Below are 26,778 nucleotides of genomic sequence, written 5' to 3' on the forward strand. Positions count from 1 at the left end.
GCGTTCCCCACGGGACCCGCCTAATGCCCGCCCGCCGGCGCCTCGCCGCCGCGCTTCACGTTCTTGAGGATCATCGCGAGCGGCACCGCGCAGGCCGAGACCAGGGCGAGCGCCCAGAAGACGTCGATATAGGCGAGGAAGGCGGACTGGGTCTGGACCTGCCGGCCGATCCAGGCGATCGCCTGGTTCTGGGCATCGACCATGCTGGCGCCGCGGGTGGAGAAGAACTGCGTCGCGGCCCGCAGGCTCTCCTGGTAGGCCGGCTCCGAGGGGACGATGTGCTCGACCAGCCGGCTGGTGTGGAATTGCTGGCGGTAGGCCAGGATGTTCTGGGCGAGCGACACCCCCATCGAGCCGCCGACGTTGCGGGCGACGTTGATCAGCGCCGAGGCTTGGTCGGTCTGGTCCTTGGTGATCCCCTCGTAGGAGGCGGCGGTGATCGACAGGAAGATCATCGGCAGACCGATACCGATATAGATGCGCGACCAGACGAAAAACCCGAAGTTGAGGTCGCCGTAGAGGTTGGTGAGGTCGACCATCGCGAAGGCGATGATGGTAGCGCCCGTGGCGATCAGGTATTTCGGCTGGACGTAAGCGGAGACGCGGCCGATCACGAACATCATCAGGCAGGTGACGACGCCGCCGGGCGACAGCGCGAGGCCGGCCCAGGTGGCGGTGTAGCCGAAATAATCCTGCAGGAGCTGCGGCAGGAACTGCGTCGTCGCGATCAGGATGGCGCCGGTCGCGAGCATCACCAGGAAGCAGGAGCCGAACTGGCGCTGGCCGAGGAGGCGCAGGTCGATGACCGGGTTCTTGTGGTTCAATTCCCACGGGATCATCGCCACGAAGGACAGCACCGTCAGGCAGGCGAAGACCACGATCAGGTTCGAGCCGAACCAGTCCTTGCGCTGGCCCTCGTCGAGGACGACCTCGAGCGAGCCCAGGAAGGTCGCCACCAGGATGAAGCCGACGATGTCGAAGCGCACGCCGTCCCGGCGCAGGCGCTTCCTCTCCTCGATCGCCGATTTCGGGTCCTGGACCAGCCACCAGATCAGGAACAGGGCGATCAGGCCGACGGGCGCGTTGATGAGGAAGCACCAGTGCCAGGAATACTGGTCGGAGAGCCAGCCGCCGAGCGTCGGCCCGACGACCGGCGCCACCACGATGGCGACGCCGTAGAGGGCGAAGGCCTGGCCGCGCTTCTCCGGCGGGAAGGAATCCGCCAGGATCGATTGCGCCAGCGGCGCCATGCCGCCGCCGCCGAGCCCCTGCAGCACCCGGAAGAACAGGAGCGATTCGAGACTCCAGGCAAAGCCGCACAGGACCGAGGAGACGGTGAACAGCGCGATCGCCGCCATGAAGAAGGCTTTTCGCCCGTAGCGCTTGGCGAGGAAGCTCGAGGCGGTGAGCACGATCGCGTTGGCGACGAGATAGCTCGTCACCACCCAGGCCGCCTCGTCGGGGCCGACCGCGAGCCCGCCCGAGATGTAGCGCAGGGCGACGTTGGCGATGGTGGTGTCGAGCACCTCCATGAAGGTGGCGATCGCCACCACCATGGCGATGATCCACGGGTTGTGGTCGCCGGCGGCGCTGTCGGCGGGGTTCTTGGCGCTCACGGTGCCGTCTCCCGCGCCTAGCGCACGCGCACCGTCGGGACGATCGACATCCCGGGGCCGATCGAGACGTCGGTCGGCCAGTTGTCGACCGCGATCTTCACCGGTACGCGCTGCACCACCTTGACGTAGTTGCCGGTGGCGTTCTCGGCCGGCAGCAGGCTGAAGGCGGTGCCCGAACCCGGCTGCACAGAATCGACCTTGCCGGTGATCTTGTGGTCTGGATAGGCGTCGATCTCGACATCGACCGGCTGACCCGGGCGCATGTCGGTGATCTGGGTCTCCTTGAAGTTCGCCGTGACCCAGATGTCGTCCGGCACGAACATGCTGAGTGCCTGGCCGGCCTGCGCGAACTGCCCGACCGCGCCGGTGAGGCGCACCACCCGGCCTCCTTGAGCCGTCGTCACGGTCGTGTATTCGAGGTTCAGCTTGGCCTGCGCTTCCTGGGCGCGAGCCTGGGCGAGGCTCGCCTCGGCGCCGGCCCGCTGCGCCTGCAAGGAGCCGATCTGGCGCTGCGCCACCGTCACGGCGGCGTTCGCGCGGTCGAGATTCGCCTGCTGCTGCTGCAGGTTCGAGGTCGATTGCTGCGATTGCTGCACCGAGCCGGCGCCGCGCTGGGCGAGGTCCTGGTAGCGGGCCGCGTCCTGCTTGGCGAATTGCAGTGCCGCCTTGGCCTGCTCGACCTGGGCCTTGGCCTCCTGGATGCTCCCCTGCTGCGCCTGGATCTGCGCGTCGAAGCCCTGGATCTGGGCCTGGGCCGACTGGATCTGCGCCTGCGCCTGCCGGAGCGCCACCTCGTAATCGCGCTTGTCGATCTGGAACAGCACCGTCCCGGCCTCGACGTGCTGGTTGTCGGTGACCGGCACGGCGGTGACGTAGCCCGACACCTTCGGCGAGACCGCGAACTGGCGCGCATCCACGAAGGCGTCGTCGGTGCTCTCGTAGGGGTGGATGAAGGTGAGCCAGTACCAGTAGCCGCCGGCCGCGGCGAGGAGCAGCAGGACCGCCCCGAGGACGAACCAGAGCGGATGGCGCCGGATCAGGCCCGGCTTCTTCGTCTCGCCCTCGGCGTCCTTCTCGTCCGATTGCGTGTCGCCGGCGTCCGGGTCCTTGCTCCGGGCCTCGTCCTGCGACGGCTGCTCGCGCAGGGCACGGGTGTTCTCCCGCAGGGCACGCGTGTTCTCGTCGCGCGCCGAATTTTCTTGACGCGTCGAATTTTCTTGCGCCGAGTCTTGCCGCGCCATGACGGGCGCCGGCGCGTCCCGCCCCACGGGGGCCTCCGCCCGCGACTGATCGTCCAGCATGTCGTGAATTCCACGCGACGGTCGGATGAGCCGACCGGACAAGGCGCCCGCCTCGGCGTGGAAGACGCCGGGGCGAAGGCGCGGGTTCCGCAATGCGGCAAAAAACCCGCGACGCCGCCGGGATGAAACGCGACCGTGCGTCGTCCGCACCGAACGCAAGCGATGATCCCGGGAACGGCTACGCTCCGTGGACGTTGGGACAGGAAAAGCGGGGCCTTTCGCGACACCCCTACGCGCGTCGTCCCGGAGGATGCTGCGATGAGTACTGGTACGCCGTTGCCCAATACCGACCCGGGCGCTTCGTCCTCCTACGGTGCGCCGCCCGATCCGCTCGCGCGCCTGTCCGCGATGAGCGCGGTGCTCGCCCGCAACTGGTGGCTGATCGCGCTGCGCGGCGTGTTCGCGATCCTGTTCGGGATCGTGGCGCTGATCGCGCCCGGCGCCACGCTGCTGACCCTGGTGATCTTCTTCTCGGCCTACATGCTGGTCGACGGCATCGCCGAGATCGTGGCGGCGGTGCGGGCGGCGGAGCGGCACGAGCGCTGGGGCTACCTGCTCGCCGCCGGCGTGCTCAACATCCTGGTCGGCGTGCTCGCCTTCCTGATGCCGGGCAGTACGCTCGTCGCCTTCATCTACCTCATCGCCGCCTGGGCCCTGGTGACCGGCGGCCTGATGATCGCCGCCGCCTTCCGGCTCCACCTCGATCACGGCCGCTGGTGGCTGGCGATCGGCGGCGTGCTCTCGGTGCTGTTCGCGATCGCGCTGATCGTGAGCCCGGTCCTGTCGCTCCTCGTCCTGACCTACTGGATGGGCGGCTACGCCATCGCCTTCGGGGTATTCATGCTGATCCTCGCCTTCCGGCTGCGCAGCCGGCATGTCGGAACGGGCGGGTCGATGCGGGCGGTGTGAAGGTCACCACCCTGAACCCTCCCCCCTCTGCGGGGGAGGGTGGTCCCTGCGTCAGCAGGGGCCGGGAGAGGGGTCGCGCGACGATGAAGGATGTGGCGTCCTTCATGAAGCGCCCGACCTCTCCGGAAACGTGGTTCCCCTCTCCCGCCCCCCTCCGTGGGGCACCCTCCCCCGCGGAGGGGGGAGGGTTCAGCCTACGTCGCATCGCAGCGATGGAGCCTACGCCGCCTCCGCCCCCACCGCCGCCAGCGCGAAGGCGTAGATCAGCGCCACCTCCTCCAGCCGGTCGAACCGGCCGGCCGCCCCGCCATGGCCGGCCTCCATGTTGGTGCGCAGGAGCACCGGCCCGCCTCCCGTCATGGTGGCGCGCAGGCGCGCGACCCATTTGGCCGGCTCCCAATAGGTCACCCGGGGGTCGGTGAGGCCGCCGAGCGCCAGGATCGCCGGATAGGCCTTCGCCGCGATGTTGTCGTAGGGCGAGTAGGACAGGATGGTCTCGAAAGCCTGGATGTCGGCGCCCGGGTTGCCCCATTCGGGCCATTCCGGCGGGGTGAGCGGCAGGTCGCCGTCGAGCATGGTGTTGAGCACGTCGACGAAGGGCACGTCGGCGACGATGCCGGCGAAGAGCTCCGGCGCGAGGTTCGCCACCGCGCCCATCAGCATGCCGCCGGCGCTGCCGCCATGCGCCACGATGCGCCCCGCCCCCGTGTAGCGGGCCTCGATCAGGGCGCGCGCGCAGGCGACGAAATCCGTGAAGGTATTGGGCTTCCTCTCGCGCTTGCCGTCGATGTACCAGCGCCAGCCCTTCTCGGTGCCGCCGCGGACATGCGCGATGGCGTAGACGAAGCCGCGATCGACGAGCGAGAGCGGGTTGGTGCGGAAGGCCGCCGACATCAGCGAGCCGTAGGAGCCGTAGCCGTAGAGGAGGAGCGGGGCGGTGCCGTCGAGGGCCAGGTCGCGCCGGTGCAGCAGCGAGATCGGTACCTGCTCCCCGTCCGGCGCGGTCGCGAACAGGCGGCGCGTGACGTAGGAAGCCGGGTCGTGGCCGCTCGGCACGTCCTGGCGCTTGCGCAAGGTCCGCTCGCGGGTCGTGGCGTGGTAGTCGTAGGTCTCCGCCGGCGTCGTCATCGACGAGTAGGTGAAGCGGATGAGATCGGTGTCGAAGGCGTGGCCCGGCGAGAGGCCGAGCGAATAGGCCTCCTCCGCGAAGGCGACGGTATGCTCGGCGCCGCTCTCGGCCTCGCGCACGATCAGGCGGGGCCGGGCATTCTCCAGTTCCAGCCGGACGAGGTGGCGGGCGAGCACGTGCTGGAAGCGGATCATCACGCCGGCCCGGTGCGGAATCAGGTCGCGCCAGTTCGCGCGGCCCGGGTCGTCGAGCGGGGCCACCGCGATCTTGAAGTCCTCGGCGCCGTCGGCGTTGGTGAGCACGAACAGCTCGTCGCCCCGGTGCTCGACGGAGTAGATCAGCTTCGGCTCCCGCGGCGCCACGACCCGCAGGGCGGAGAAGGGCGTGGCGCGGTCGGCGAGGTGGACCTCGGAGGTCTCGTGGTCGTTCGCCGTCACCACCAGGTAGGCGCCGGACTGGGTCTCGCCGATGCCGACGAAGAAGCCCGCATCGGCTTCCTCGTAGATCGTCTCGTCGTCGCTCTGCGGCGTGCCGAGGCGGTGCAGCATCACCGTGGCGGGGCGGTGGTTCTCGTCGACCGCGACGTACCAGAAGGCGCGGCCGTCGGCACTCCACACCACGTCGCCGGTGGTGGCGAGCACCTGGTCCTCGCGGTCCTTCCCCGTCGCGAGGTCGCGGACCCGGATCGTGTAGAGCTCGGAGCCCTTGGTGTCGGCGCTCCAGGCCACCAGGGTGTGGTCGTCCGAATGGGCAGCGCCCTCCAGGCTGAAGAAGGCGTGCCCCTCCCCTTCCCGGTCGCCGTCGATCAGGATCTGCTCGCCCTCGCCGGCGAGGTCGCCCACCAGGCCCGGGGCCACGCGATCGGCCGGGCGGCGGCAGACCAGCGGGTGCTGCCCGCCCTCGCGGTAGCGGGTGTAATAGGCGAAGGGCCCGTCGCGGTCGGGCACGCTGCCGTCATCCTCGCGGATGCGCCCGCGCATCTCGGCGACCAGGGTCTCGCGCAAGCGAGCGGTGCCGGCGAGGGCGGCCTCTGCGTAGGCGTTCTCGGCGGTGAGGAGGTCGCGGATCTCCGCCGGCAGGGCGGAGGGGTCCTTCAGCACGTCCTTCCAGTTCTCCGCCTTGAGCCAGGCATAGGGATCGGTCACCGCGCGGCCATGGACCGTGACGGTGACGGGCCGGACGGGCGCCGTCGGCGCGGCGGCAGGCGGGCTCAGGCGAAGGGTCATGCGGCTCCCCGGGACGATGGCGTCAGGCACAGGGATGTGCCGTCCCGGGGCCGCCGCCGCAAGAGTGGGCTTCAGGCCGCGGCGGCGACGCCCTCGGCATCGGCCCGGATGCGGTCCATCATCGCCCGGGCGCCGTTCGAGCGCTGCGCCGTCAGGTGCTCGGAGAGGCCGAGCTTCTGAAAGAGCCCGAGGGCATCGGCCCGGGCGGCGTCGGACGCCGTGCGGCCGTCGAAGAACGCGATCAGCACCGCCACCACGCCCTTGGTGATGTGGGCGTCGCTGTCGCCGCGGAAATGCAGCCGCGGCTCCGGGCCGGAGCGGTCGACCTGCGTCTCGAGCCAGACCTGGCTGACGCAGCCGCGCACCCGGTTGGCCTCGCTATGGGCCTCCTCCGGCAGGGGCGGCAGCTTGCGGCCGAGCTCCATCAGGTAGTGATGGCGGTCGTCCCACTCGTCCAGGAACTCGAAGTTGGAGACGATCTCGTCGATGGGCGGCAGCATGGGACCCGAAGGAAAAGTGAGGTGAGACCCGGCATATAGGCGGGCGGGCCGCCAACCGCCACCGCCTCAGGCCGGCAGCGTCAGCTCGAGCGGCGCCTCCGGGGTGCCGGTGCCCGAGACCGCGATCTCGGCCTGGCCCGCATAGGCGGCGATCAGGCGCGGGCCGAGCCGCGGCACGCCGGGCGGCGGATCGCCGGCGACGCCGCCCGACGTGATCCGCACCCGCACCGGATCGGTGCCCGAGCCCGCCGGCACCTCGACCCTCGTGACGCAAGGAGCGCCCTCGTCGGTGCCGTCGAGGCATTCGGCGACGATCTCGGCCAGGATCATGCCGAGCGCGTTGACCCGGCGCGGCTCCAGCAGGACCGTGCGCCCGGCCTCGACCGTGACGGTGACCCGCCCGGCCCGGCGCAGCTGGCCCAGGCCCTCGGCGAGGCGAGTCAGGTACTCGGCGAGGTCGACGCTGGCGATCTGCGGCGCCTCGTGCAGATGCTGCTGCACCAGGGCGATCGCCCGCACCCGCTGGCCGAGCGCATCGAAGGCCGGGCGGCAGGGCGCGGCGGCGGCGCGGCCGAAGAGCCCGATCAGGCTCACCGTGACCTGCAGGTTGTTGCGCACCCGGTGATAGATCTCGGCCAGCAGCGCATCCTGCTCGGCCATGGCGAGGGCGGCATGCTCCTCGGCCTCCTTGCGCTCGGTGATGTCGAAGCAGGAGCCGGCGAAGCCCGCGAAGGTCTCGCCCTCGTGCAGCGGATAGGCGTGGCCGTGGATCCACCGGAAGGCGCCGTCGTGGCGGCGCAGCCGGTACTCGGCGCTGTGCGGCCGGCGCCCGGCATAGGCCGCAGCGAGAGCGGCCTCGTGCCCGGCCCGGTCCTCGGGATGCAAGCCATCCTTCCAGCCGTGGCCGAGTTCGTCCTCCGCCGCGCGGCCGCGGAACGTCGTCCAGGCCGGGTTGACGTAGATCAGGCGCGCCTCCTGGTCGGCGCGCCAGATCATCAGTCCGGCGCCCTCGGCGAAGCTGCGGAAGGCCGCGTCCGGCAATGTCGTGTCCGCGGCCATGGCCCTCGCCTGCTCCTTCGTCGCCGATCGCACCCCTTCAGGGCCGGTCAACGTACCGGGCGCGGCGCCGTTCCGGCGTACGTGTTAGGACAAAAAAGCTTCCTGGTCAGCGCCGGTTGAGGGCGAAGCGGCCAGGGCCGGCGGCGGCGATCATCAGTAGTCCGCCGATGATCGAGAGGTTCTTCATCGCCTGGATCTGGTTCATGCGGGCGGCATCCCCCGACATCGTCCAGAAATTGTGGAAAAACAGGATCGTCGCCAGGGTGAAGACGGCGAGGAGCACGGAGGCCGCCCGGGCGTAGAAGCCCAGCGCGATCAGGAGGCCGAGGCCCAGCTCGGCCGCGATGGTGAGCCAGGCCAGCACCTCCGGATAGGGCAGCCCCTTGCCCGAGACGGCCCCGACGACACCGGCCGGGTTCATCAGCTTCTGGGCGCCGGAGACGCAGAACAGCACGACGACGAGGATGCGGGCGAGGCTGAAGACGGCTTGGCTCATCGGGATCTCCGGGTCTGATGAAACCCGTTGGAGAGCTTGGCCGTGCGACAGTCAAGCTTCCGCTGAGCCGATTCCGCGAAAGCGGCGGCCGGTTTTGCGACAAAAATCTGCGACACAACAAGACCCTGAGCGGACGAAGCGTTGGCTTGCCAACGCAAGTCTGCTTAGCGCCCCCCGGTCCAGTCCGCCCGGCTGGGGCGGGGGCCGGCCGGCATCGCCTCGCCGGGCTCGAAGCGGGAGAGTTCGGCGGCACGGGCGTTGATCCAGCCGGAATGCTGGCCGATCGGCGTCACGGCGGTGAAGCCGCCGCAGGCGGTGCGGACCCGCCCCTGCTGGGCGGCGCCGCTCGACCAGCTCACCACGCCGACGAGCTGGTAGCCGCCCGGGCCGCCGCGCAGGATCGGCCCGCCGGAATCGCCGAGGCAGGCGCCGGCCCCGGCGGTCTCGGCGAGCGTGGACCGGTCGGCCACCACCGTCACGGTGTTGGCGACCTGAAGCTCGCCGAGGGAGACGAGGCGGGCCTGGCGCAGCACCCGGGCGGTGCTGCGGCGGTTCTCCGCCACCACGCCGTACCCGGCGATCGCCACATTGTCGCCCTGCGCGATCTCGCCACCATTGCGCGTGTCGAGGGGGCGGAAATCGGGGCCGAGGCGCTCGCTGAGCTTCAGGATGGCGAGGTCGGTGCCGGGCTGGGTCTCGGGTGTGGTGCCGGGCACGAAATCCGGGTGCATCGCCGCCGCGATCGCCCGCAGGCGGCGCTGGCGGAAGCCGCGATCGACGACCACGATCCAGTAGCCGGCCTTGCGCATCACGCAATGGGCCGCGGTGAGCACCAGGTCGGGGCCGATGAGCGAGCCGGAGCACATCTCGCCGGTGGTGCTCTCGATCCGCACCACCGAGCCGCGCAGGCCGTTGGGATCGCGGGTCACCTCGCCCCGGACCACGGCGCCGGCGGCGCCGCTCCACAGGCCGAGGGGCGCGGCCACCGCGAGGGCGGCCGAGAGGGAGCGCAGGACGGGACGGAGGCGGGACGGAGAGACGCGCATGGGACCACCCTAGAAGCGTGCGGCCACGCTCGACAAGTGAAGTCTCGCGCCGAGCGTGTGGTTCCGCACCGGCACGGGCTCTCTCCGGGAACGACGCCGTGAGCGCGGCGCTCGTTCGTGGGGGACCGGGCTCACTCCCAGCGCGTCTCGGTGCCCCACGCGGCGGTCATGCGGGCGATCCAGGCCCGCTGCGGCCCGACCAGCACGCCCTGCGAGACGCCGCCACAGGCCGACTTGGCCGCTCCCTGGCCCGATCCGCTCGCCCAGGTGGTCACCGCGAGCACGCTCCCGCCCGCGCCGGTGATCGGCCCACCCGAATCGCCCTCGCAGGCGCCGGACGCCGCAGGGCCTTTCAGCCAGACCAGGATGCGGCTCGGGCCGTAGGGCTCGACCAGCGGCAGGGTCGTGGTGCGGAAGGTGCCGGTGCTGCGGTGGTCGCCCGGGCGGGCCACGCCGTAGCCGCCGAGCGTCAACGGCGTGCCGGCGGCAACCGGAGCCTCGGTGAGGCTCGCCGGGACGAAGCGGGCCGGCAGGGCGGAATCGGTGCGCAGCAGCGCGAGGTCGATCGAGCGCCGCCGCCCGGCGATGGCCCCCGCATCGTAGCCCGGATGCACCGCCCGGGCGGCGACGCCGAGGAGCACCGGCGCCCCGGATTCGTCGCGAAAATGCACCCGGTGCTCGGCCCCCGGGGCGGCGCAATGGGCGGCGGTGAGCACCACGTCGCGGGCGAGCACGATGCCGGTGCAGACCCCGCCGCGGGATGAGAGCACCATCACGCTGGAACGGGCGAGTGGGGTATCGGGCGCCTCGGTGCCGCCGACGACCGCGCGGGCGGGGGTGGCGAGGATGAGGCAGGCGGCGAGGAACGGGAGGCTCAAGCGGATCACGGCGCTCTCGGGGCACGGGACCGGAAGTCCCTGCCCTGCCCGATCCAGCGCGGAAGGTCCAGGGCGGCGAACCCCGGTACCCGGTCGAGCTGCGCAGCCCGGCGATCGGTCGGGAGTTCGCATGATCGCGTCCGATCCATCGGCGACCCACGTGATATCCGCCGTTATGTATAGACGACAGATCGTGCTCGCGAGGGTCTTGCGTGGCCAGACGGGTCACGCGGATGCCCTGGGACGAGCCGAAGCGCGAGAGCAACATCCGCAAGCACCGGATGGACTTCGCCGATGCGCGCGACCGGTTCGGGTGGGCGGGCGCGATGGTCGAAGCGGCCAAGCCAGCATCGGATGGCCGCCCGCGCTTTCTCGCCGCCGGCTTCCTCGACGGGCAACTCGTAACCCTGGTCTTCGCCCCCGTCCGCAGCGAGGCCATCTCGGTCATCAGCCTGCGGCGCGCCAGCCGAAGCGAGAGGAGCCGCTATGACGACACGCAAGGCGAGCCTGCCGCCCCTCACCGACGCCGAGGAGGCGGAGATCCAGGCCGGGATCGCGCAGGATCCCGACAATCCGGAGATCACGGCGGAACAGTTCGCCCGAATGCGCCCTGCCGCCGAAGTGCTGCCGCCCGCGCTCTACGCCGCCCTGACGCGCCCGCGCGGCCGGCCCAAGGCCGACGTGACGAAGGTGCCCGTCACGATCCGCCTGGACCGGGACGTGGTCGAGGCGTTCAAGGCGACGGGCGAGGGGTGGCAAACCCGGGTGAATGATACCCTCAAGCGGGCGGCGAAGCGGCTCGGCCCACGGTGAGGCAATCCGCGCCTGCCCGATCGGACGCCGTTACCCATCCACACCCCGCGCCGCGAGGTCCCGGCGAAACGCGTCGACCGACGTGAAGTGATGGGCGTGGAGCCCTGCCGCCCGCGCTCCGGCGACGTTCTCCGGGAGATCGTCCACGAACAGCACGGATGACGGCCCCACCCCGAGACCCGCGAGGCAGCGCTGGAAGCATGCAATCTCGGGCTTCGCCGAGCGAAACGCCGCCGATGCGTAGATCCGGTCTCCGAACAGGGGCCTGAGCTCCGGGCAGATGACGTCGATGTGGCGGGTCAACAACTCCGAGTTGTTCGTCAGAATGGCGACCTCCGTCGAGGCCCGCAGCCGCTCGACGAGCGCCAGCATCTGGTCGTTCGGCGCGACGGAGGCACGACGCGCCTCCAGCCACTCCGTCAGACTGACCGGGTACCCGATCCGGTCGCCGAAGGCCTGAAGATAGGCCTGCGGCGCGAGAGCCCCGCTATCGCCCTGGAACTCCAGACCGCTGTCCCAGATCGCGGCGTCGATGTCGTCGGCAGGGATGCCGGTGATCTCCGACAGGTGTTCGACGCGCCGGCGGCGATCATAGTGGTACAGGACGTTGTCGAGGTCGAACAAGACGAGTTCGATGTCAGCGACCATGCTCGCCGATGCCCCCTGCTCCAAGGCGACCGAGACGGAGGGCCGCTCCGCCACCGATATCGGTGGCGAACTCTGACCGTTCGTCAACCTTGCCGATCAGGGCTCCGTCATCGCGACGGGCGTCGGTCGCATCGGCGCGGCCACCGTGTCCGGCGGCGCCAGCGCCACCGACGGCGGCACCGGTCCGAGGCACCCCGTGCAGACCGAGGCGATCGCCCGGTTGGCCCGGGCGGTGATCCGCGCCTCGAACGCCTCGCGGGCCGCGACGGCGCGGGCGAGCGCCGCTTGCCGCGCGACCTCCGCCTCGCGGGCGGCCGCGGCGGCATCGATGCCCGACCCGTCCTCCGGCGCCTCGTCCCGGGGGCGGATGCGCAGCAGCAGGGGCGCGCTCCCCATCGCCGCGGCGACGGACACGGGCTCGGGCGCCACGTCCTGCGCGGCATCCTGCGCGTGGGCCGCGCCGGCGAGGCACCACGCGGCGGCGAGGAACGGGAACGCGGCGGGGCGCATGGCAACTCCCTGGCTGGCGGCCGGCAGGGTCGGCCGGTGCGGTTAGCGTGGCCTTAACCATAACGGCCGCGCGGCCGGATCGGTTCATCTGCGTCGCCCGCGCCACACCGCGAGGACCGCCCGAGCTCGAGCGGCACACGAGGATGTGACCGGCCGGCGCCCGGGACCCTGCCATTCTCGCATTCAGGGTGCATTCAGTGCCCGGAGACGATGGTCCCCGGCATGCGCCAGCTCGCCCTCCTCCTGCTCCCCGCCCTCGTCGGCCTCGCCGGCGCCTCGGGCTGGCTCGCGGCCGCGGAGGAGCGGGACGAGACCGCCACCGGGGCGGTGCCGGCCCGGCCGGTCAAGGCGGCGGAACCGACCCAGACCTGCCTCTCCTCCGGCGACCTGCGCGAGGCGGTGGCGGAGAAGCGCGTGGTCGAGCCGGTGGCGGCGATCCGCGCGGCGCGGGCCGCCGTGCCGCGCGCCGACATCGTGCGGGCCAATCTCTGTCGACGGGACGAAGCCCTGGTCTACATGTTGACGGCCTTGCGCAAGGACGGCCAGTTCGTGCACGTGATGGTGGATGCCCGGTCGGGACAAGTCGCCGGACAATGGTGATCCAGGTCTGAAGATGAAGGGGTTCGGGTCGTGCGTCTGCTCGTGGTCGAGGATGACCGGGATCTCAATCGCCAGGTCGTGAGCGCCCTGGAAGAGGCGGGCTATGCCGTCGACAAGGCGTTCGATGGCGAGGAGGGCGCGTTCCTCGGCGAGACCGAGCCCTATGACTGCATCATCCTCGACATGGGCCTGCCGAAGGCCGACGGCGTCTCGGTCCTGTCGGGCTGGCGCCGGGCGCAGGTGAAGACGCCGGTGATCATCCTCACCGCCCGCGACCGCTGGAGCGACAAGGTCAACGGCTTCGATGCCGGCGCCGACGACTACGTCACCAAGCCCTTCCACATGGAGGAGCTGCTGGCCCGGGTGCGCGCGCTCCTGCGCCGCACCGCCGGCCACGCCACGAGCCAGATCAGTGTCGGCCCCGTGGTGCTCGATACCCGCTCCGGCCGCGTCTTCGTCGATGGCAGCCCGGTCAAGCTCACCTCGCACGAGTACCGGCTGCTCTCCTACCTGATGCATCATACCGGCCGGGTCGTCTCCCGGGCCGAATTGACCGAGCACCTCTACGACCAGGATTTCGACCGCGACTCGAACACCATCGAGGTCTTCGTCGGGCGCCTGCGCAAGAAGCTCGCGGTCGACCTGATCCAGACCGTGCGCGGCCTCGGCTACCTGATCGACGCGGGCGCCGGCGGACCGCAACCGTGACCGGTCCCGGCCGGGCCACGGCCGAGACGCCGACGGAGACCGGCCTCGCCGGCGGCGTCGCCTCGGCCTCGCCCCGCCGCTGGCTCGGCTGGCGGCCGTGGCGCAAGCGCTCGATCGCGGTGCGCCTGGCGGTCTCGTCGATGATCTCCAGCGCGCTGATCCTGCTGATCGCCGGGCTGATCCTCTCGACCCTCTACCGCGAGACCACCGAGCGGGCCTTCGACAGCCGGCTCCTCGTCTACGCCAACGACCTCGCCACCAACCTCGTCTCGCCCTCCGATTCCGAGGCGCGCAGCTTCGGGGCGCTGGGCGACCCGCGCTTCGACCTGCCCTTGTCGGGCTGGTACTGGCAGGTCGGCCGGCCGAACGCCCGCCCGCGGGACCTGCGCACCTCGCGCTCGCTCGTCGGCGTGCCGCTCCAGCCCCCCGACAACGCGGTCGGCGAGGCCGGGGCCGGGCAATTGCGCAAGGGCTACGGCAAGGCGCAGGACGACCGGCCGCTGCGCATCATCGAGCGCACCGTCGATCTCGGCGAGGAGGGCCGCTACCTCGTGCGGGTCGCCGGCCCGTCGGACGAGATCGCCGCCGACATGCGCCGCTTCACCTTCGCGCTCACCACCACCTTCGCGCTGCTCGGCCTCTCGCTCGGCCTCACCACCCTGCTGCAGATCCGCTTCGGCCTCGCGCCGCTCATCAAGCTGCGGGCGGCGTTGGGCGCGATCCGCCGCGGCGAGGCGGACCGCATCTCGGGCGAGTACCCGCGGGACATCGCCCCGCTCGCCGGCGAGGTGAACCTCCTGCTCGAGACCAACCGCGAGATCCTGGAGCGGGCCCGCACCCAGGTCGGCAACCTCGCCCACGCGCTGAAGACCCCGTTGAGCATCATCGTCAACGAGGCCTCGGCGGGAGACGCGCACAGCGAGCTCGCCGTGAAGGTGCGCGAGCAGGCCGCGGTGATGCGCGACCAGGTGAACTACCACCTCGACCGCGCCCGCGCCGCGGCTCTGGCCGGGGCACTCGGCACCTTCACCGACGTCGAGCCGGTAGTGGCGGCCCTGGTGCGCACCTTCGGCAAGATTTTCTACGACAAGGACCTGACCTTCGACACCAGCGTCACCCCGGGCCTGCGCTTTCGCGGCGAGCGCCAGGATTTCGAGGAGATGATCGGCAACCTCGTCGACAACGCCGCCAAGTGGGCGCAGTCGCGGGTCTCGATCCGCGCCGAGGTGATCGGCCAGGGCGAGTACCCGCACCTCATCGTCACGGTGGAGGATGACGGGCCCGGCCTGCCGCCCGAGGCCCGGGCCGCCGTGCTGGAGCGCGGCCGGCGCCTCGACGAGACCAAGCCCGGCTCCGGCCTCGGGCTGTCCATCGTCTCGGACCTCGCCGCCCTGTATCGCGGGCGCCTGCGCCTCGACGCCGCCACCCTCGGCGGCTTAAGGGCAGTGATCGAAGTGCCGGGGGATGCGAGCCCGGCAGCGCAGGCCTGACGGCCGGCGCGCGACGGGAACCCAAGTTCGGCATGATCCTGCAGCGGAGTGAAGCGTTCTACGGCCGTGCCGAGGTGCGGGAGGGCCGGCCGGCCCTGCGCCTGGTCGAGGACGCCCACTACCTCATGCGGGTGCCCCAGCTCGACAAGGTCCCGGTGATCTTCGACGCCGCGCGCCGGATGGTGCCCGAATCCCTCGACCATCACAGCGGCGACCGTACGCCGACCTGGCAGACCACGACGTGGCCGGATCATCAGGGCCCGGTGACCGATGCGGCGCCGGACGGCACCTACCTCTATGTCGGGGCGATCCACCCGCATTACGGTCACTTCGTCATCAACACCCTGGGGCGGTTCTGGCCGCTCCTCGATGTCGACGAGAGGGGCCTGCGCCCGACCCTGCTCTGTCACGGGCCGGGGCCCGACGCGGATTGGAGCGGGACCCCGTTCATCCCGGAGATCCTGGGCCGGCTGGGCCTGAGCGTGATGGATCTCACCACCTTCGGCCGGCCGGTGCGGATCCCGAGCCTCCTGGTGCCCCAGGCCGCCCTGCAGCAGGACGATTACGCCTTCCCGGTCATGGCCGAGCTGTGCCGGGAGATCGGGCGCGGCTACTACGCGCCCGAGGAGGTCGATGCCGATCCGCAGCCGGTCTACCTGTCGAAGACGCGCCTGACCGGTGGCGTGCGGCGCTTCTCCAACGAGGAGGCGGTGACAGACGTGCTGGAGCGCGAGGGGGTGCGGATCGTCCACCCCGAGCTCCTGAGTTTCCCCGAGCAGGTGCGCCTCTTCGCCCGCCACCGGGTGATCCTCGGGGCCAACGGCTCGGCCTTCCACACCCTGCTCTTCGCGCCGCCGGGCCGGCGGGTGATCACCCTCGCCGATCGGCTCAAGCTGAGCGCGACCTACCGGTTGATCGACCTCATCACCGGCACGCAGGCGCATTACTACTACCCGGTCGGAACCAGCAGCCACACCGGCGCCGGCTTCACCGTCAACTTCGTGCTGCGGGAGCCGGAGACCGTGGCGGCGGAACTCCTCCGCAAGATCGCCCGGATCGACACCCTGCGGGAGAGCGACCTGCGGGCCGATCCAGGCTCCTGGCACCTCTCGCCGACGATCCCGCCCCTGCCGCGCCGGCCGGGGGGGCTGCTGGAGCGCCTGCGCAGGGCGCTGCCGGGGCTCGGCTGACTCCGAGGCTCCGCCGAGGCGGTCCCGGGGGCGTTCCCCTCGGGCAGGGAGTGCGCTAAGCCCAGGCGCTGCTCCGGAGCGACCTGACCGATGCCCGACCTCGACGCGATCGCCGCCCGCCACGGCGTCGGCCCCGACGCCGTCCGCCACCTCCTCGACGCGCTGGCCCGCGGCCACGGCCGGATGGCGCAGTTCAACCATCCCGACCTCGGCGGCATGGGCCAGTGGTCCGCCGGCGGGATGACGATGATCGGCGACATGTTCAATTCCGGCCTCAAGGCCCGGGTCGTCGCGCTCTGCGACGAGCTGGCGCCGCTCGCCACGGCGAGGCCGGTGGAGAGCCAGGGCTTCCAGGCCCAGGGGTTCTCGGGGCAGGGATTCTCGGGGCAGGGATTCTCGGGGCAGGGATTCTCGGGGCAGGGATTCGGCGGGTCCTGGTGGCCGGACGGCCTCGGCCAGCCGGCCAGCTCCGGATCGCAGAACGACGCGCGCTACGCCTTCTTCCCCGATTCCCGGCGCCTCGCCATCGAGACCGGCGGCCGGGTGACGCTCTACGACACCGGCGATCATCAGATCGGCGGCGTCTCGCAGCAGCAGGGCTCGTCGCATTCCTTGAGCTTCACCAGCCAGTACGGCCCGGTGCGGCTGGAGGAGCTGCCGGTGGTGGGATCGCCTCAGCCGGACGCGAGCCCGGCCCCGCAGGCGGCGCCGATGCCCGCGCCGGAATCTCACGCATCGACGCCGCAATCCGAGCCGGCCGGTGCACCGACCGGGGACGTGTTCGGGATGATCGAGCGCCTGTCGGAGCTGCACCGCAAGGGCGTGCTGACCGAGGCCGAATTCGCCGCGAAGAAGACGGAGCTGCTGGCGCGGTTGTGAGGCGGATCGCAGCAGCTCCGTTCACGGCGCATCCCCGCATAAGCGGCTGCCTCGCCATTCATGGAGGCAGATTTTCAGAAACTGAATGTCTCGAAATCCGTTCCATCCCCCCACGACCTCATCCTGAGATGTTAGTCGGTTGAAGATCAACTAACCTCAAAGGAGGCCTCCAGATACCTTGGAGACTTCTGGAGGCCTCCTTCAAGACCCTCTTCGGTGCGATCTCCGGTCGCCAGCACTTGAGGATGAGGTCGTGAGTGGGATAATCTGGAGCTTATCAGACATCTCTGCAGAGATGGAATTGCAGGCCGCCTGTGTATCGCCATCTGCGATCGCCCCAGCCGCGATCGGCGTACTCACCGCTCCGCACAGCCGAGTTGCATGGCGTGAGCGAAGACCAGCGCGCACATCGTCCCCAGACCGGCGACGATCCGGATCGCGCATATCGCATCATCGGTCTTCACGACCTCGTTGCGCAGCCAAGCCTCGGTCGCGGCATCGCGCTTTCCCCGAACTCTCCGTCCGTGGAATGGGCCGTTCACCCCGTCACCGGGCTCCACCCATATTCCTCCGCCGCCGCGACCTTCCGGTGGAAGGCGAGCCGGCGGTCGTATTCGAGCGGGTCCTTCGGCTTCACCAGGGCGCCGGGCGGCACGTTGAGCCAGTCGACGAGGCGGGTCAGCATGAAGCGCAGGGCCGCGCCGCGGGCGAGGAGCGGCAGCGCCTCCACCTCGCGGGGCTCGAGCGGGCGCACGGCCTGGTAGGCGGCGATCATCGCCTGGCCCTTGGTGCGGTTGAACGCGTAATCCGCCTCGAAGCACCAGGCGTTGAGGCAGATCGCCAAGTCGTACGCGAAGGCGTCGGTGCAGGCGAAGTAGAAGTCGATCAGGCCCGAGACCTCGTCGCCGAGGAAGAACACATTGTCGGTGAACAGGTCGGCGTGGATGACGCCGCCGGGCAGGTCCTGCGGCCAGGATTCCTCGAGGAGCGTCAGATCCGCGCGGGTGCGGGCGGCAAGGCCTGAGGCGACGCGGTCGGCCTGGGCCTCCGCCGCCTCGAAGAGCGGGCGCCAGCCCGCGACCGAGAGAGCGTTCGGCCGCTGCATCGGGAAATCGGCCCCGGCGGCGTGCAGGCCGGCGAGCGCGGCGCCGAGCGCCCGGCAATGCCGCACGCCGGGCCGGCGCACGGACACACCCTCCAGGAACGACACGATCACCGCCGGCCGGCCGCAGAGCCGCCCCAGGGTGGCGCCGTCGCGGGTGCGGATCGGCTGCGGGCAGGCGAGGCCGTTCGCGGCCAGGTGCTGCATCAGCCCGAGGAAGAACGGCAGGTCGCCCTCCTTCACCCGCTTCTCGTAGAGCGTCAGGATGTAGGAGCCGGTGGTGGTGTGCAGGATGAAGTTGGTGTTCTCCACCCCCTCGGCGATGCCCTTGTAGGACAGGAGATCGCCGATCTCGTAGGCGGCGAGAAAGGCGGCGAGCGCCTCGTCCAGAACCTCGGTGTAGACCGCCACGGCCGTTCTGCTTTTCTCTGGGAAATGGATGAAGAAACGGGAAGAAGGCGCTTCAAACACAGGCGCGGTCCCCCCTCCCATTGAGGAGGGGGGACCGCGCTTCGCCTCGAGACGCCGATATCCGCGGAAGGACGACTGGGTCCTACTCCGCCGCCTCGCTGCGCAGCTCGCGCGGCAGCGGGAACACCATGTCCTCGGTGGTGGTCGAGACGGTGTCGACCGTGACCTCGTAGCGGGTCGCGAAGGCGTCGATGATCTCCTCGACCAGCACCTCGGGGGCCGAGGCGCCGGCGGTGAGGCCCAGACGCCGGATGTTGGAGAAGGCCTCCCAATCCACGTCCTCGGCGCGGTTGACGAGCCGGGTGATCGGGCAGCCGACCCGCTCGGCGACCTCGCGCAGGCGCTGCGAGTTCGAGGAGTTCGAGGAGCCGACGACGATCAGCGCGTCGACGAGGGGAGCCACCTGCTTCACCGCCTCCTGGCGGTTGGTGGTGGCGTAGCAGATGTCGTCCTTGTGCGGGCCGACGATCTTCGGAAACTTGCGCTTCAGCGCCTCAACAATGTGGTGGGTGTCGTCGACCGAGAGGGTCGTCTGGGTCACCCAGGCGAGGTTGTCGCGGGTTTCGGGCTCCAGCGCCTCGATCTGCTCGACATCCTCCACCAGGGTGATCGAGCCCTTGGGCAGCTGGCCCATGGTGCCGACGACCTCCGGGTGGCCGGAATGGCCGACCAGCAGCACGTGGCGGCCGCGCTTGTGGTGGATCTCGGCCTCGCGGTGGACCTTGGTCACCAGCGGGCAGGTCGCGTCGATCGTGGTCAGCCCGCGGGCGACCGCGTTCTGCGGCACGGTCTTGGCGACGCCGTGGGCCGAGAAGATCACCGGGGCCTTGCCGTCCGGCACCTCGTCGAGCTCGGCGACGAAGACCGCGCCTTTGCGCTTCAGGCTCTCGACCACGTACTTGTTGTGCACGATCTCGTGCCGCACGTAGACGGGCGGGCCGTAGAGGGCCAGCGCCCGCTCGACCACGTCGATGGCCCGCACCACGCCGGCGCAGAACCCGCGCGGCGCGCAGAGGAGGATCTCGAGGGGCGGCTTCGCGGGCGCGGCGGCACCGGCGTCGGTCTGGTTCACGGAGGCGCTCATGATCCGGGATGTGGCGAGGCGGGGCGGCCCCTGTCAACCTATCATCGCACCGAATGATGACGATCAATAGCCCCGGACGTGGCCGGCAGGCCCGGCATGGGGTACAGGCCGCAAGCGCATCAGGAGCAGCAGCAGCAGAAACGCCGCGAGCGAGCAGCCGAGCGCGATCCCGATGGTCCCCCGCGGGCCGGTTGCCACGAGGGCGGCCGCGAGGATCGGAGGCGACGCGGCGTAAGCCAGGTTCAGGGGCAGCGCGAGTCGCGCCAGGGCGGCGCCGTAGGCTGCCTTGTCGTAGAAGACGAGCGGCATCGTCGCCCGGGCGATCGCGAAGGCTCCGCTGGCCACCCCGAACAGCCCGGCGAACAGCCAGACGGCCGCCTCGCCGTCGCCCAGCAGAAGGACCGCGATGCCGAGCGGCATGATGCCGCCGGCGGCGACGGCCGTCGTCAGGCCATCCCACCGCTCGCCCCCGGCGAGGTCGAGCAGGCGCCCGCCGACCTTGAGGACGCTCAGCGCCGACGCGACCGCGATGGAGGCCTGCTCGGTGTAGCCGAGAGATCTGAACAGCGAGATGGCGACAGCCTCGAAGCCGAAAGTGACGAAGCCGCTGAACCCGATCGCCGCGACCATCAGCCAGAACGGCGCACCAAAGCCCAATGCACGCGGCGCTGCCGCAGCACCCGGCGCCGCGGCGTCCCGCGCGGCCGGCAGCCCGAAGGCGAGCAGCGGCAGGACGAGGCCGGCCAGCAGCAGCGCGTAGAGGAGGACGGTCCCGCGCCAGCCGAGCTGCACGGTCAGGATCGCGGTGATCGGCCAGAAGAGCCCGGTTGCGAGCCCGGTCGCCAGCATCAGGAGGCCGATCGCTCCCTTGGCCCGGGCCCCCAGGCACTCGTTCAAGTAGGCGTAGGCGCTCGTCGTCAACACGGCGGCGCCGTAGAGGCCGAGCACGATCCAGGCCAGGACGTAGCTCGCCAGACCCTGCGCCAGAGCCAGCAGGACCAGGCCGAAAGCTCCGACGAGAGTGCCCGCCATCATGACCCGCCGGGCACCGAACCGGGCATAAGCCTGGCCGAGCGGCGGCGAGGCCAGGCCGGACACGACCATGATCAGCGACGAGCCGACGAGGATGGTGGGAAGATCGAGGCCGAGGGACGAGCCCATCTGCGCGCCGATCACCGGCGGCAGGCTGATGACGCCCCAGGCGACGACCTGGATGACAGCGAGAACTGCGACGGGACGGGCGATGTCGGGCTTCATGGAAGGGCTTTCGAGGCGTCCCGCCATCATGTCGACCTCGGTACGACGAGGGGATGACGGATGGCACCACGGCCGGAATGCGCCGGCGCGTGACGAAGTCCGAGTGGACCGGCTCGCCTCGCGGACCAACCTCGGGTTAAGGAGAATTCCCGCGACAGTCTGGGAGACAGCCGCCCGATGGCGACCGCCGCCGACCACGCCAGCTTCCTGCCGCCGGTCCTGACCTTCCTGTCCGCCGCGGTGATCGGCGTGCCGATCTTCCGCCTGCTCGGGCAGAGCGCGGTGCTCGGCTACCTCGTGGCCGGCGTCGTCATCGGCCCGTCGGGCCTCTCGCTCATCACGGAGCCGGAGACCGCCCGCAGCGTCTCGGAACTCGGGGTGGTGCTGCTCCTGTTCATCGTCGGGCTGGAGCTGGAGATCTCGCGCCTGATCTCGCTCCGGCGCGACATCTTAGGTCTCGGCACGCTCCAGCTCGGGCTCTGCGCCCTGGCTCTCGGAGGACTCGGATTCCTCTCCGGCCTCTCGGGGGGCGCCGCCACCGTGATCGGCATCGCGCTTGCCCTCTCGGCGACGGCGGTCGCGCTGCAACTCCTGGAGGAGCGCCGCGACCTCGCGTCTCCTTACGGCCAGCGGGCCTTCGCGGTGCTGCTGTTCCAGGACCTGTCGATCGTCGGCATCCTCGCCCTCCTGCCGCTGATCGCCCAGACGGGCACGGGCGAGGGCGGCGAGGCCTGGCTCGGCACCGCCCTGCAATCGGCCGGCACCGCGGTCGCCGCGGTGATCGGGGTGGTGCTGGTCGGCCGCTACGGCCTCAACCCGTTCTTCCGCCTGCTCGCGGCGAGCGGCGCCCGCGAGGTGATGACGGCCGCCGCGCTCCTCGTCGTCCTCGGCACCGCGCTTCTGATGGAGGAGGTCGGGCTGTCGATGGCGATGGGGGCGTTCCTCGCCGGCCTGCTGCTGGCCGAATCGAACTTCCGCCACCAGCTCGAGGCCGATATCGAGCCGTTCCGCGGCATGCTGCTCGGCCTGTTCTTCATGAGCGTCGGCATGTCGATCGACCTCACCCTCGTCATGCAGAACTGGCTCGGCCTGTCCGTCGCCACGGTGGGGGCGATCCTGATCAAGGTCGCGCTGGTGGCCGGGCTCTTCCGGCTGTTCGGCTCGTCCTGGCTCGATGCGCTCCGCGGCGCCGCCGTGCTGGCGCCGGCGGGCGAGTTCGCCTTCGTGCTGCTGCCGGTGGGCCAGGAGCTCGGCCTCGTCGACGGCCCCTCGGGGCGGCTCGCCATCGCGCTCGCCGCCATCACCATGCTGATCGGCCCGATCGGCGCCAAGGTCCTCGACGGGGTGCTGTCGCGTCGCGCCACCGCCCCGCTCGAACCGGAGCACGAGGCGATCGAGGGTGCCGAGGCGCGGGTGCTGGTGATCGGCTTCGGCCGCTTCGGCCACATCCTCAACCAGGTGCTGCTGGCGCAAGGGCTGAGCGTCACGGTGATCGACAAGGACGTGGAGCAGATCCGCAGCGCCGCCCGCTTCGGCTTCCGGGTCTATTACGGCGACGGCACCCGCCTCGACGTGCTGCGCTCCTCCGGCGCCGGCAAGGCCGAGGTGGTCTGCATCTGCATCGACGACCCGGAGGCGACCCTCAAGATCGTCGACCTCGTCCATGCCGAGTTCCCGGCCGCCCGCACCTATGTGCGGGTGTTCGACCGAGTCCAGGCGATCGAGGCGATGGGCCGGGACGTCGACTACCAGATCCGCGAGACCTTCGAATCGGCCCTCGCCTTCGGCCGCGCCACCCTGGAGGCGCTCGGCCTCTCCCCAGAGGAGGCGGCCCGCACGGTCGACGACGTGCGCAAGCGCGACCTCGCCCGGCTGGTGCTGCAGCAGGCCGGCGAGCCCCTCGACCGGGCCGACCCCCTGCGCAGCCTGGTGCGGATCAAGCCCGAGCCCCTGACCGCGCCGCTCCATGCCTCGCACGGCCTGAACCCCGAGACCGAGGACATCATCGCCCGCGAGCGGGCCGGCGCCGATGGGTGAGGCCCGACCGCCCGCACCGGGCCTCGCCGACGCCGCCCCGACTGCCCGCTTCGTCACCGGCTCCACCTTCCGCCACGTCGTGGTGATGGCGGCGACGGGCTCGGTCGGCCTGATGGCGATCTTCGTCGTCGACCTCCTGTCGCTGCTCTACATCGCCCGGCTCGGCGACCCGGTCCTGACGGCGGCGGTGGGCTTCGCCACCATCGTCCAGATCTTCGCGGTCTCGATCAATATCGGGATGATGATCGCGGTCGGCGCCCTGGTCTCGCGGGCCCTCGGGCGCGGCGATGTCGGGGAGGCGCGGCGGCTCGCCGCCTCGGCCCTGGTCCTGTCGATGGCCGCTTCGGGGCTGGTGGCGGCGCTCCTGCTGCCGCTGCTGACGCCGTTCCTGACGCTGATCGGCGCGGGGCCCGAGACCGTGCCGGCGGCCCGGACCTTCCTGTGGATCGCCCTGCCCTCGACCCTGCTGATGGCGCTCGGCATGGGGTTCTCCGGCGTGCTGCGGGCGGTGGGCGACGCGCGGCGGAGCATGAACGTGACGCTCGCCGGCGCCGCGGTCACCGCCGCCCTCGACCCGCTCCTGATCTTCGGCCTGCATCTCGGGATCGAGGGGGCGGCGGTCACGATCGTGATCGCCCGCCTCGCCTTCGCGTGGGTGGGCTATTCCGGTGCGGTCCGCATCCACCGGATGGTGGCGCGGCCGAGCCTCGCGGCGGTGCTCACCGATGCCGGGCCGATCCTGCGGGTCGCGCTGCCGACGGTGCTCACGAATCTCGCGCCTCCGGTGGCGAGCGCCTTCCTCGCCCACGTCATGGCGGGGTTCGGCACCGCGACGGTCGCCGGCAACGCGGTGGTCGATCGCGTGGTGCCGGTGGCCTTCGGCGGGTTGTTCGCCCTCTCCGGCGCGGTCGGGCCGATCCTCGGCCAGAACTGGGGCGCGGGGCGATTCGACCGGATGCGGGCGAGCCTGCGGGATGCCGCCCTGGTGACCGGTCTCTACGTCGCGGCGGTCTGGCTCGCCCTCGTCCTCGCCCGCGGGCCGCTCACCGCCCTGTTCGGGCTCGACGGCGCGGGCGCCGACCTCCTCGGCTTCTTCTGCCATGCCGGCGGCGCGATCTGGTTCTTCAACGGGCTGCTCTTCCTCGGCAACGCGTCGTTCAACAATCTCGGCTTCCCGCTCGCGGCGAGCGCCCTCAACTGGGGCCGGGCGACGCTCGGCACGATGCCGCCGGCCCTCGTCGGCGCCCACCTCGCCGGGCCGGAAGGAGCGATGGCCGGGACGGGGATCGGCTCGGCCCTGTTCGGCGTGCTGGGGCTCGCCCTGGCATTCCGGGTCGTCGGCGTCCTGGAGCGACGGGAGGCGGCGAGCCTCGGGACGGAGGCGGGGCGGTCCGCCGAGGCTCGGCGGCCCTAGACTCCGCGACCGCTCGGCCCGACCCGGCACGGGTCGTGCTCCCGCACCGCGTGCCGGGTGACGTCGATGTCGGCGGCCGATGACGCGGATCACCCACTCTCGGCGTTTTGCGAAGGGCCGGGCTGATTGCTATAGAAGCGTGGTACGGCCGTACGAACCCAGCGGAAACCACACGCCCTTGTCGAGAATGATCGATCCCCAGTGTGGTGCGGAAGTCGAGCGGTCGGCGGCCCTGCATGCCTACAAGCTGCTCGATGCCCCGCGCGAGCAGGATTTCGACGACATCGCCCGGATGGCCTCGCGGATCTGCGGGACTCCCATGGCGGTCGTGAACCTCGTCGACACCCACCGGCAGTTCTTCCTCGCCGAGGTGGGGCTCGGGGTGCGCGAAACGCCGCTCGAAACCTCGTTCTGCGGCCATGCCATCCTCGAAGAGGACCTGCTGGTCATCCCGGATGCCCGGCAGGATCCCCGCTTCGACGGCAACCCGCTCGTCCATGGGACGGCCGGCCTGCAATTCTATGCCGGCGCGGTGCTGAAGACCCCCGATGGCCAGCCCATCGGCACCATGTGTGTGCTCGATACCAAGCCGCGTCATCTCAGCGAGCTGCAGATCGACATGCTGCGCTTTCTGGCCCGCCAGGCGATGACCCAGATGGAATTGCGGCGCTCCGTCGCCACGCGCGACCGCCTCCTCGCGGAAGCCCGCGCCGCCGAGGCGCGTCGCCGGGATCTGGCGCATGAGATGGCGCACCGGATGAAGAACCTGCTCTCCATGGTCCAGGCCGTGGCGACGCAGACCCTCCGGCAGGCGACCTCGATGGAGGAGGGGCGGCTGGCGATCTCGCACCGTCTGACGGCCCTGGCCCGGGCGCAGGACATCCTGTTGCAGGCGGACTTCAAGGCCGCGGACGTGTGCGAGGTCGTGGCGGCCACGATCGCCCCCCATCAGACCAGCGACCGCCGCATCCGCCTGAACGGTCCCGGTACGCTCCTGACCTCGCAGCAGGCGCTCGGCCTGTCGCTGGCCGTCCACGAACTCGCGACCAATGCGGCAAAATACGGCGCCCTGTCGAACGATGACGGCACCGTCGACGTCGCCTGGACCGACGAGGACAACGCGTTCGTCTTCGACTGGACCGAACGCGGCGGTCCCGCCGTCGTCGCGCCGGACAGGCGAGGGTTCGGCTCGAAGCTCATCGAGCGGATCGTGGCGTCCTACTTCAATGGCGAGGGCCGCATCGACTTCGCTCCCGAAGGCATCCGGTTCAGGCTGGTCGGGAAATCGGACCGTCTGCCCGTGACGGCGTAGGGGCGGATCGCAGGCCATGGCTCAGTCTCTCACCCCGTCCCGCTTCGCCGTCCTGATCGTCGAGGATGACGCCCTGGTGCGCGCGGAGGCGGTCGATCTCTGCGCGGAGGCCGGCTTCACCACCTACGAGGCCCGGAACGCCGATCAGGCGATCGGTCAGCTGGAGAGCCATTCCGACATCCGTGTCCTGTTCACCGATATCGAGATGCCCGGTACGATGGATGGATTGAAGCTGGCGCATGGCGTGCAGGATCGCTGGCCGCCCATCTCCATCATCGTCACGTCGGGCCGCATCACGGTCGGCAAGGACGACATGCCCGAGAACGGCCTGTTCTTCGCCAAGCCCTATCCGCCGGAGGCCATCCTGCGCACGCTTCTCGATATTGCGGGACATCTGGGAGATGAGGCAGGCGGGTAGGCCCCCTGCCTCTGCGCTCCCTCGCCTCGCAACTCGGCCGCACCGACCCCACCTCGCCTTTCGGAACGGCCGCCACGGCGTATCCGGTGAAGGATCCGTCGCCATCGGGAGCGGGCCGGACAGGGAATGGCGGCCCTGCGATGAACGGCGGGACGCCGCAGCCCTCGGACACGGGCGGGCTTGAGCCGTCGCGTCGCCGCGAGCCGGATCCACCGGCCATCGTGCGGAATCCCGAAACCCCCTCTCCCGTGTGGAGGAGGGGGCCGGGGCTCGGACGGGGTGCGTCGATCAGGGATCGCGCGGGCGCCTCACGCGTCCCGCGCCCGCCCCTCCACCGCGCGCCCGTCCCGGGCGGCGAGCCGCATGCTCACGGCCGGCGGCGGGGGCTGGCGCCGCGCGCGGCGTCGAAGCACCAGGGGCACGGTCGGGTCCTGCCGAAAGGGCAGGTCGAGCACGCTCTCCACGTCGTTGCGGGTGAGGCCGATGTCTTTGAGCGCCCGGTCGTCGAGCTCGGCGAGGCGGTAGGCGGCGCGGCGGTTGATCCAGAGGGTGACGATCCGGGCCACGATCTGCGCGGCCTTGCGGCCGACGCCGAGCGCCAGCGAGAGGACACCGAAGAGGGGGGCAAAGCTGATCGTCATCGTGGTCTCCGGCGGGAGCTGTCGGCGAACCTCGTCATGCGCCG

Annotated in this window: 25 protein-coding genes and 1 pseudogene; 12 read left to right on the top strand and 14 right to left on the bottom strand. The window is 70.9% G+C overall.

The genetic code is table 11. From position 1 onward, the window contains the following. Positions 1-20: 20 nt before the first annotated feature. Both DA075_RS24830 and DA075_RS24835 read right to left on the bottom strand, forming a co-directional pair. The gene (locus DA075_RS24830; RefSeq protein WP_099956792.1) at positions 21-1,556 is read right to left on the bottom strand and encodes a DHA2 family efflux MFS transporter permease subunit; all 1,536 of its coding nucleotides are present in this window, start codon (positions 1,554-1,556) and stop codon (positions 21-23) included. A 77-nt stretch (positions 1,557-1,633) separates the two neighbouring features. Continuing rightward, entirely contained in the window at positions 1,634-2,917 is a 1,284-nt protein-coding gene (locus DA075_RS24835; protein WP_244936324.1) for an HlyD family secretion protein, read from the bottom strand. Positions 2,918-3,175: 258 nt separating this feature from the next. On the opposite strand from DA075_RS24835, the gene DA075_RS24840 reads away from it, so the two are divergent. Continuing rightward, the gene (locus DA075_RS24840) at positions 3,176-3,826 is read left to right on the top strand and encodes an HdeD family acid-resistance protein (protein ID WP_099955498.1); all 651 of its coding nucleotides are present in this window, start codon (positions 3,176-3,178) and stop codon (positions 3,824-3,826) included. 219 nt (positions 3,827-4,045) lie between these two features. On the opposite strand, the gene DA075_RS24845 is transcribed toward DA075_RS24840, so the two are convergent. The 6 genes from DA075_RS24845 to DA075_RS24870 all read right to left on the bottom strand — a co-directional run bounded on the left by DA075_RS24845 (position 4,046) and on the right by DA075_RS24870 (position 10,169). Continuing rightward, a complete protein-coding gene (locus DA075_RS24845; RefSeq protein ID WP_099955499.1) occupies positions 4,046-6,181 on the bottom strand; it encodes a S9 family peptidase in 2,136 nt (711 codons plus the stop codon). A 71-nt stretch (positions 6,182-6,252) separates the two neighbouring features. Next, on the bottom strand, positions 6,253-6,681 hold the full coding sequence (locus DA075_RS24850) for a SufE family protein (RefSeq protein ID WP_099955500.1): 429 nt from the start codon (positions 6,679-6,681) through the stop codon (positions 6,253-6,255). Between the two features lie 66 nt (positions 6,682-6,747). Further along, positions 6,748-7,740 carry a sensor histidine kinase gene (locus tag DA075_RS24855; protein WP_099955501.1) on the bottom strand — a complete coding sequence of 331 codons (993 nt, stop codon included), beginning with the start codon at positions 7,738-7,740 and terminating at the stop codon, positions 6,748-6,750. Between the two features lie 106 nt (positions 7,741-7,846). Further along, entirely contained in the window at positions 7,847-8,236 is a 390-nt protein-coding gene (locus DA075_RS24860) for a DoxX family protein (protein ID WP_099955502.1), read from the bottom strand. A 164-nt stretch (positions 8,237-8,400) separates the two neighbouring features. Continuing rightward, positions 8,401-9,282, bottom strand: a complete 882-nt coding sequence (locus DA075_RS24865) for a S1 family peptidase (protein WP_099955503.1) — start codon at positions 9,280-9,282, stop codon at positions 8,401-8,403. Between the two features lie 131 nt (positions 9,283-9,413). After that, entirely contained in the window at positions 9,414-10,169 is a 756-nt protein-coding gene (locus DA075_RS24870) for a S1 family peptidase (protein WP_244936326.1), read from the bottom strand. Between the two features lie 224 nt (positions 10,170-10,393). Here DA075_RS24870 and DA075_RS38210 point away from each other — a divergent pair. After that, positions 10,394-10,624, top strand: a pseudogene (locus tag DA075_RS38210) (BrnT family toxin); the annotation flags it as partial. Positions 10,625-10,646: 22 nt separating this feature from the next. After that, positions 10,647-10,973 (top strand): BrnA antitoxin family protein, encoded by a 327-nt coding sequence (locus tag DA075_RS37060; protein ID WP_099955505.1) that lies wholly within the window; start codon positions 10,647-10,649, stop codon positions 10,971-10,973. A 30-nt stretch (positions 10,974-11,003) separates the two neighbouring features. Here the strand turns inward: DA075_RS37060 and DA075_RS24885 are convergent, their stop codons facing one another. Together DA075_RS24885 and DA075_RS24890 are read right to left on the bottom strand one after the other, a co-directional pair. Then, a complete protein-coding gene (locus tag DA075_RS24885) occupies positions 11,004-11,621 on the bottom strand; it encodes an HAD family hydrolase (protein WP_099956794.1) in 618 nt (205 codons plus the stop codon). A gap of 96 nt (positions 11,622-11,717) precedes the next feature. Then, a complete protein-coding gene (locus tag DA075_RS24890; RefSeq protein ID WP_099955506.1) occupies positions 11,718-12,131 on the bottom strand; it encodes a hypothetical protein in 414 nt (137 codons plus the stop codon). A 222-nt stretch (positions 12,132-12,353) separates the two neighbouring features. Here DA075_RS24890 and DA075_RS24895 point away from each other — a divergent pair, with 222 nt between their 5' ends. The 5 genes from DA075_RS24895 (at position 12,354) to DA075_RS24915 (ending at position 16,998) form a co-directional block, all read left to right on the top strand. Beyond that, positions 12,354-12,731, top strand: a complete 378-nt coding sequence (locus DA075_RS24895; protein WP_099955507.1) for a PepSY domain-containing protein — start codon at positions 12,354-12,356, stop codon at positions 12,729-12,731. Positions 12,732-12,761: 30 nt separating this feature from the next. Further along, entirely contained in the window at positions 12,762-13,439 is a 678-nt protein-coding gene (locus DA075_RS24900; RefSeq protein WP_048450520.1) for a response regulator transcription factor, read from the top strand. 113 nt (positions 13,440-13,552) lie between these two features. After that, the gene (locus DA075_RS24905; RefSeq protein ID WP_232388525.1) at positions 13,553-14,929 is read left to right on the top strand and encodes a sensor histidine kinase; all 1,377 of its coding nucleotides are present in this window, start codon (positions 13,553-13,555) and stop codon (positions 14,927-14,929) included. A gap of 32 nt (positions 14,930-14,961) precedes the next feature. Continuing rightward, positions 14,962-16,119: a glycosyltransferase family 61 protein gene (locus DA075_RS24910; protein ID WP_099955508.1), complete on the top strand. Its 1,158-nt coding sequence runs from the start codon at positions 14,962-14,964 to the stop codon at positions 16,117-16,119. Positions 16,120-16,209: 90 nt separating this feature from the next. After that, a complete protein-coding gene (locus tag DA075_RS24915) occupies positions 16,210-16,998 on the top strand; it encodes an SHOCT domain-containing protein (protein ID WP_099955509.1) in 789 nt (262 codons plus the stop codon). A gap of 538 nt (positions 16,999-17,536) precedes the next feature. Here the strand turns inward: DA075_RS24915 and DA075_RS24925 are convergent. The 3 genes from DA075_RS24925 to DA075_RS24935 form a co-directional block, all read right to left on the bottom strand. Next, positions 17,537-18,511: a homoserine kinase gene (locus DA075_RS24925; protein ID WP_099955511.1), complete on the bottom strand. Its 975-nt coding sequence runs from the start codon at positions 18,509-18,511 to the stop codon at positions 17,537-17,539. A 142-nt stretch (positions 18,512-18,653) separates the two neighbouring features. Further along, entirely contained in the window at positions 18,654-19,655 is a 1,002-nt protein-coding gene (ispH, locus tag DA075_RS24930; RefSeq protein ID WP_099955512.1) for a 4-hydroxy-3-methylbut-2-enyl diphosphate reductase, read from the bottom strand. Between the two features lie 63 nt (positions 19,656-19,718). Continuing rightward, complete coding sequence (locus DA075_RS24935; RefSeq protein ID WP_099955513.1) at positions 19,719-20,912, bottom strand: MFS transporter; 1,194 nt, start codon at positions 20,910-20,912, stop codon at positions 19,719-19,721. Positions 20,913-21,089: 177 nt separating this feature from the next. Between DA075_RS24935 and DA075_RS24940 the strand changes: the two genes are divergently transcribed. From DA075_RS24940 to DA075_RS24955, 4 genes are all read left to right on the top strand, one after another. Continuing rightward, positions 21,090-22,949 (top strand): monovalent cation:proton antiporter-2 (CPA2) family protein, encoded by a 1,860-nt coding sequence (locus DA075_RS24940; RefSeq protein ID WP_099955514.1) that lies wholly within the window; start codon positions 21,090-21,092, stop codon positions 22,947-22,949. Beyond that, on the top strand, positions 22,942-24,363 hold the full coding sequence (locus DA075_RS24945) for an MATE family efflux transporter (protein ID WP_099955515.1): 1,422 nt from the start codon (positions 22,942-22,944) through the stop codon (positions 24,361-24,363). The genes DA075_RS24940 and DA075_RS24945 overlap by 8 nt, the downstream gene beginning before the upstream one ends. Positions 24,364-24,442: 79 nt before the next feature. Continuing rightward, entirely contained in the window at positions 24,443-25,675 is a 1,233-nt protein-coding gene (locus DA075_RS24950; RefSeq protein ID WP_099955516.1) for an HWE histidine kinase domain-containing protein, read from the top strand. Between the two features lie 16 nt (positions 25,676-25,691). Then, entirely contained in the window at positions 25,692-26,093 is a 402-nt protein-coding gene (locus DA075_RS24955; RefSeq protein WP_099955517.1) for a response regulator, read from the top strand. Between the two features lie 308 nt (positions 26,094-26,401). Here DA075_RS24955 and DA075_RS24960 read toward each other — a convergent pair whose 3' ends face one another. Further along, complete coding sequence (locus tag DA075_RS24960) at positions 26,402-26,734, bottom strand: DUF1127 domain-containing protein (protein WP_099955518.1); 333 nt, start codon at positions 26,732-26,734, stop codon at positions 26,402-26,404. Between the last annotated feature and the right edge of the window lie 44 nt (positions 26,735-26,778).

Source organism: Methylobacterium currus (genome assembly GCF_003058325.1).
GTDB classification, from domain to species: domain Bacteria; phylum Pseudomonadota; class Alphaproteobacteria; order Rhizobiales; family Beijerinckiaceae; genus Methylobacterium; species Methylobacterium currus.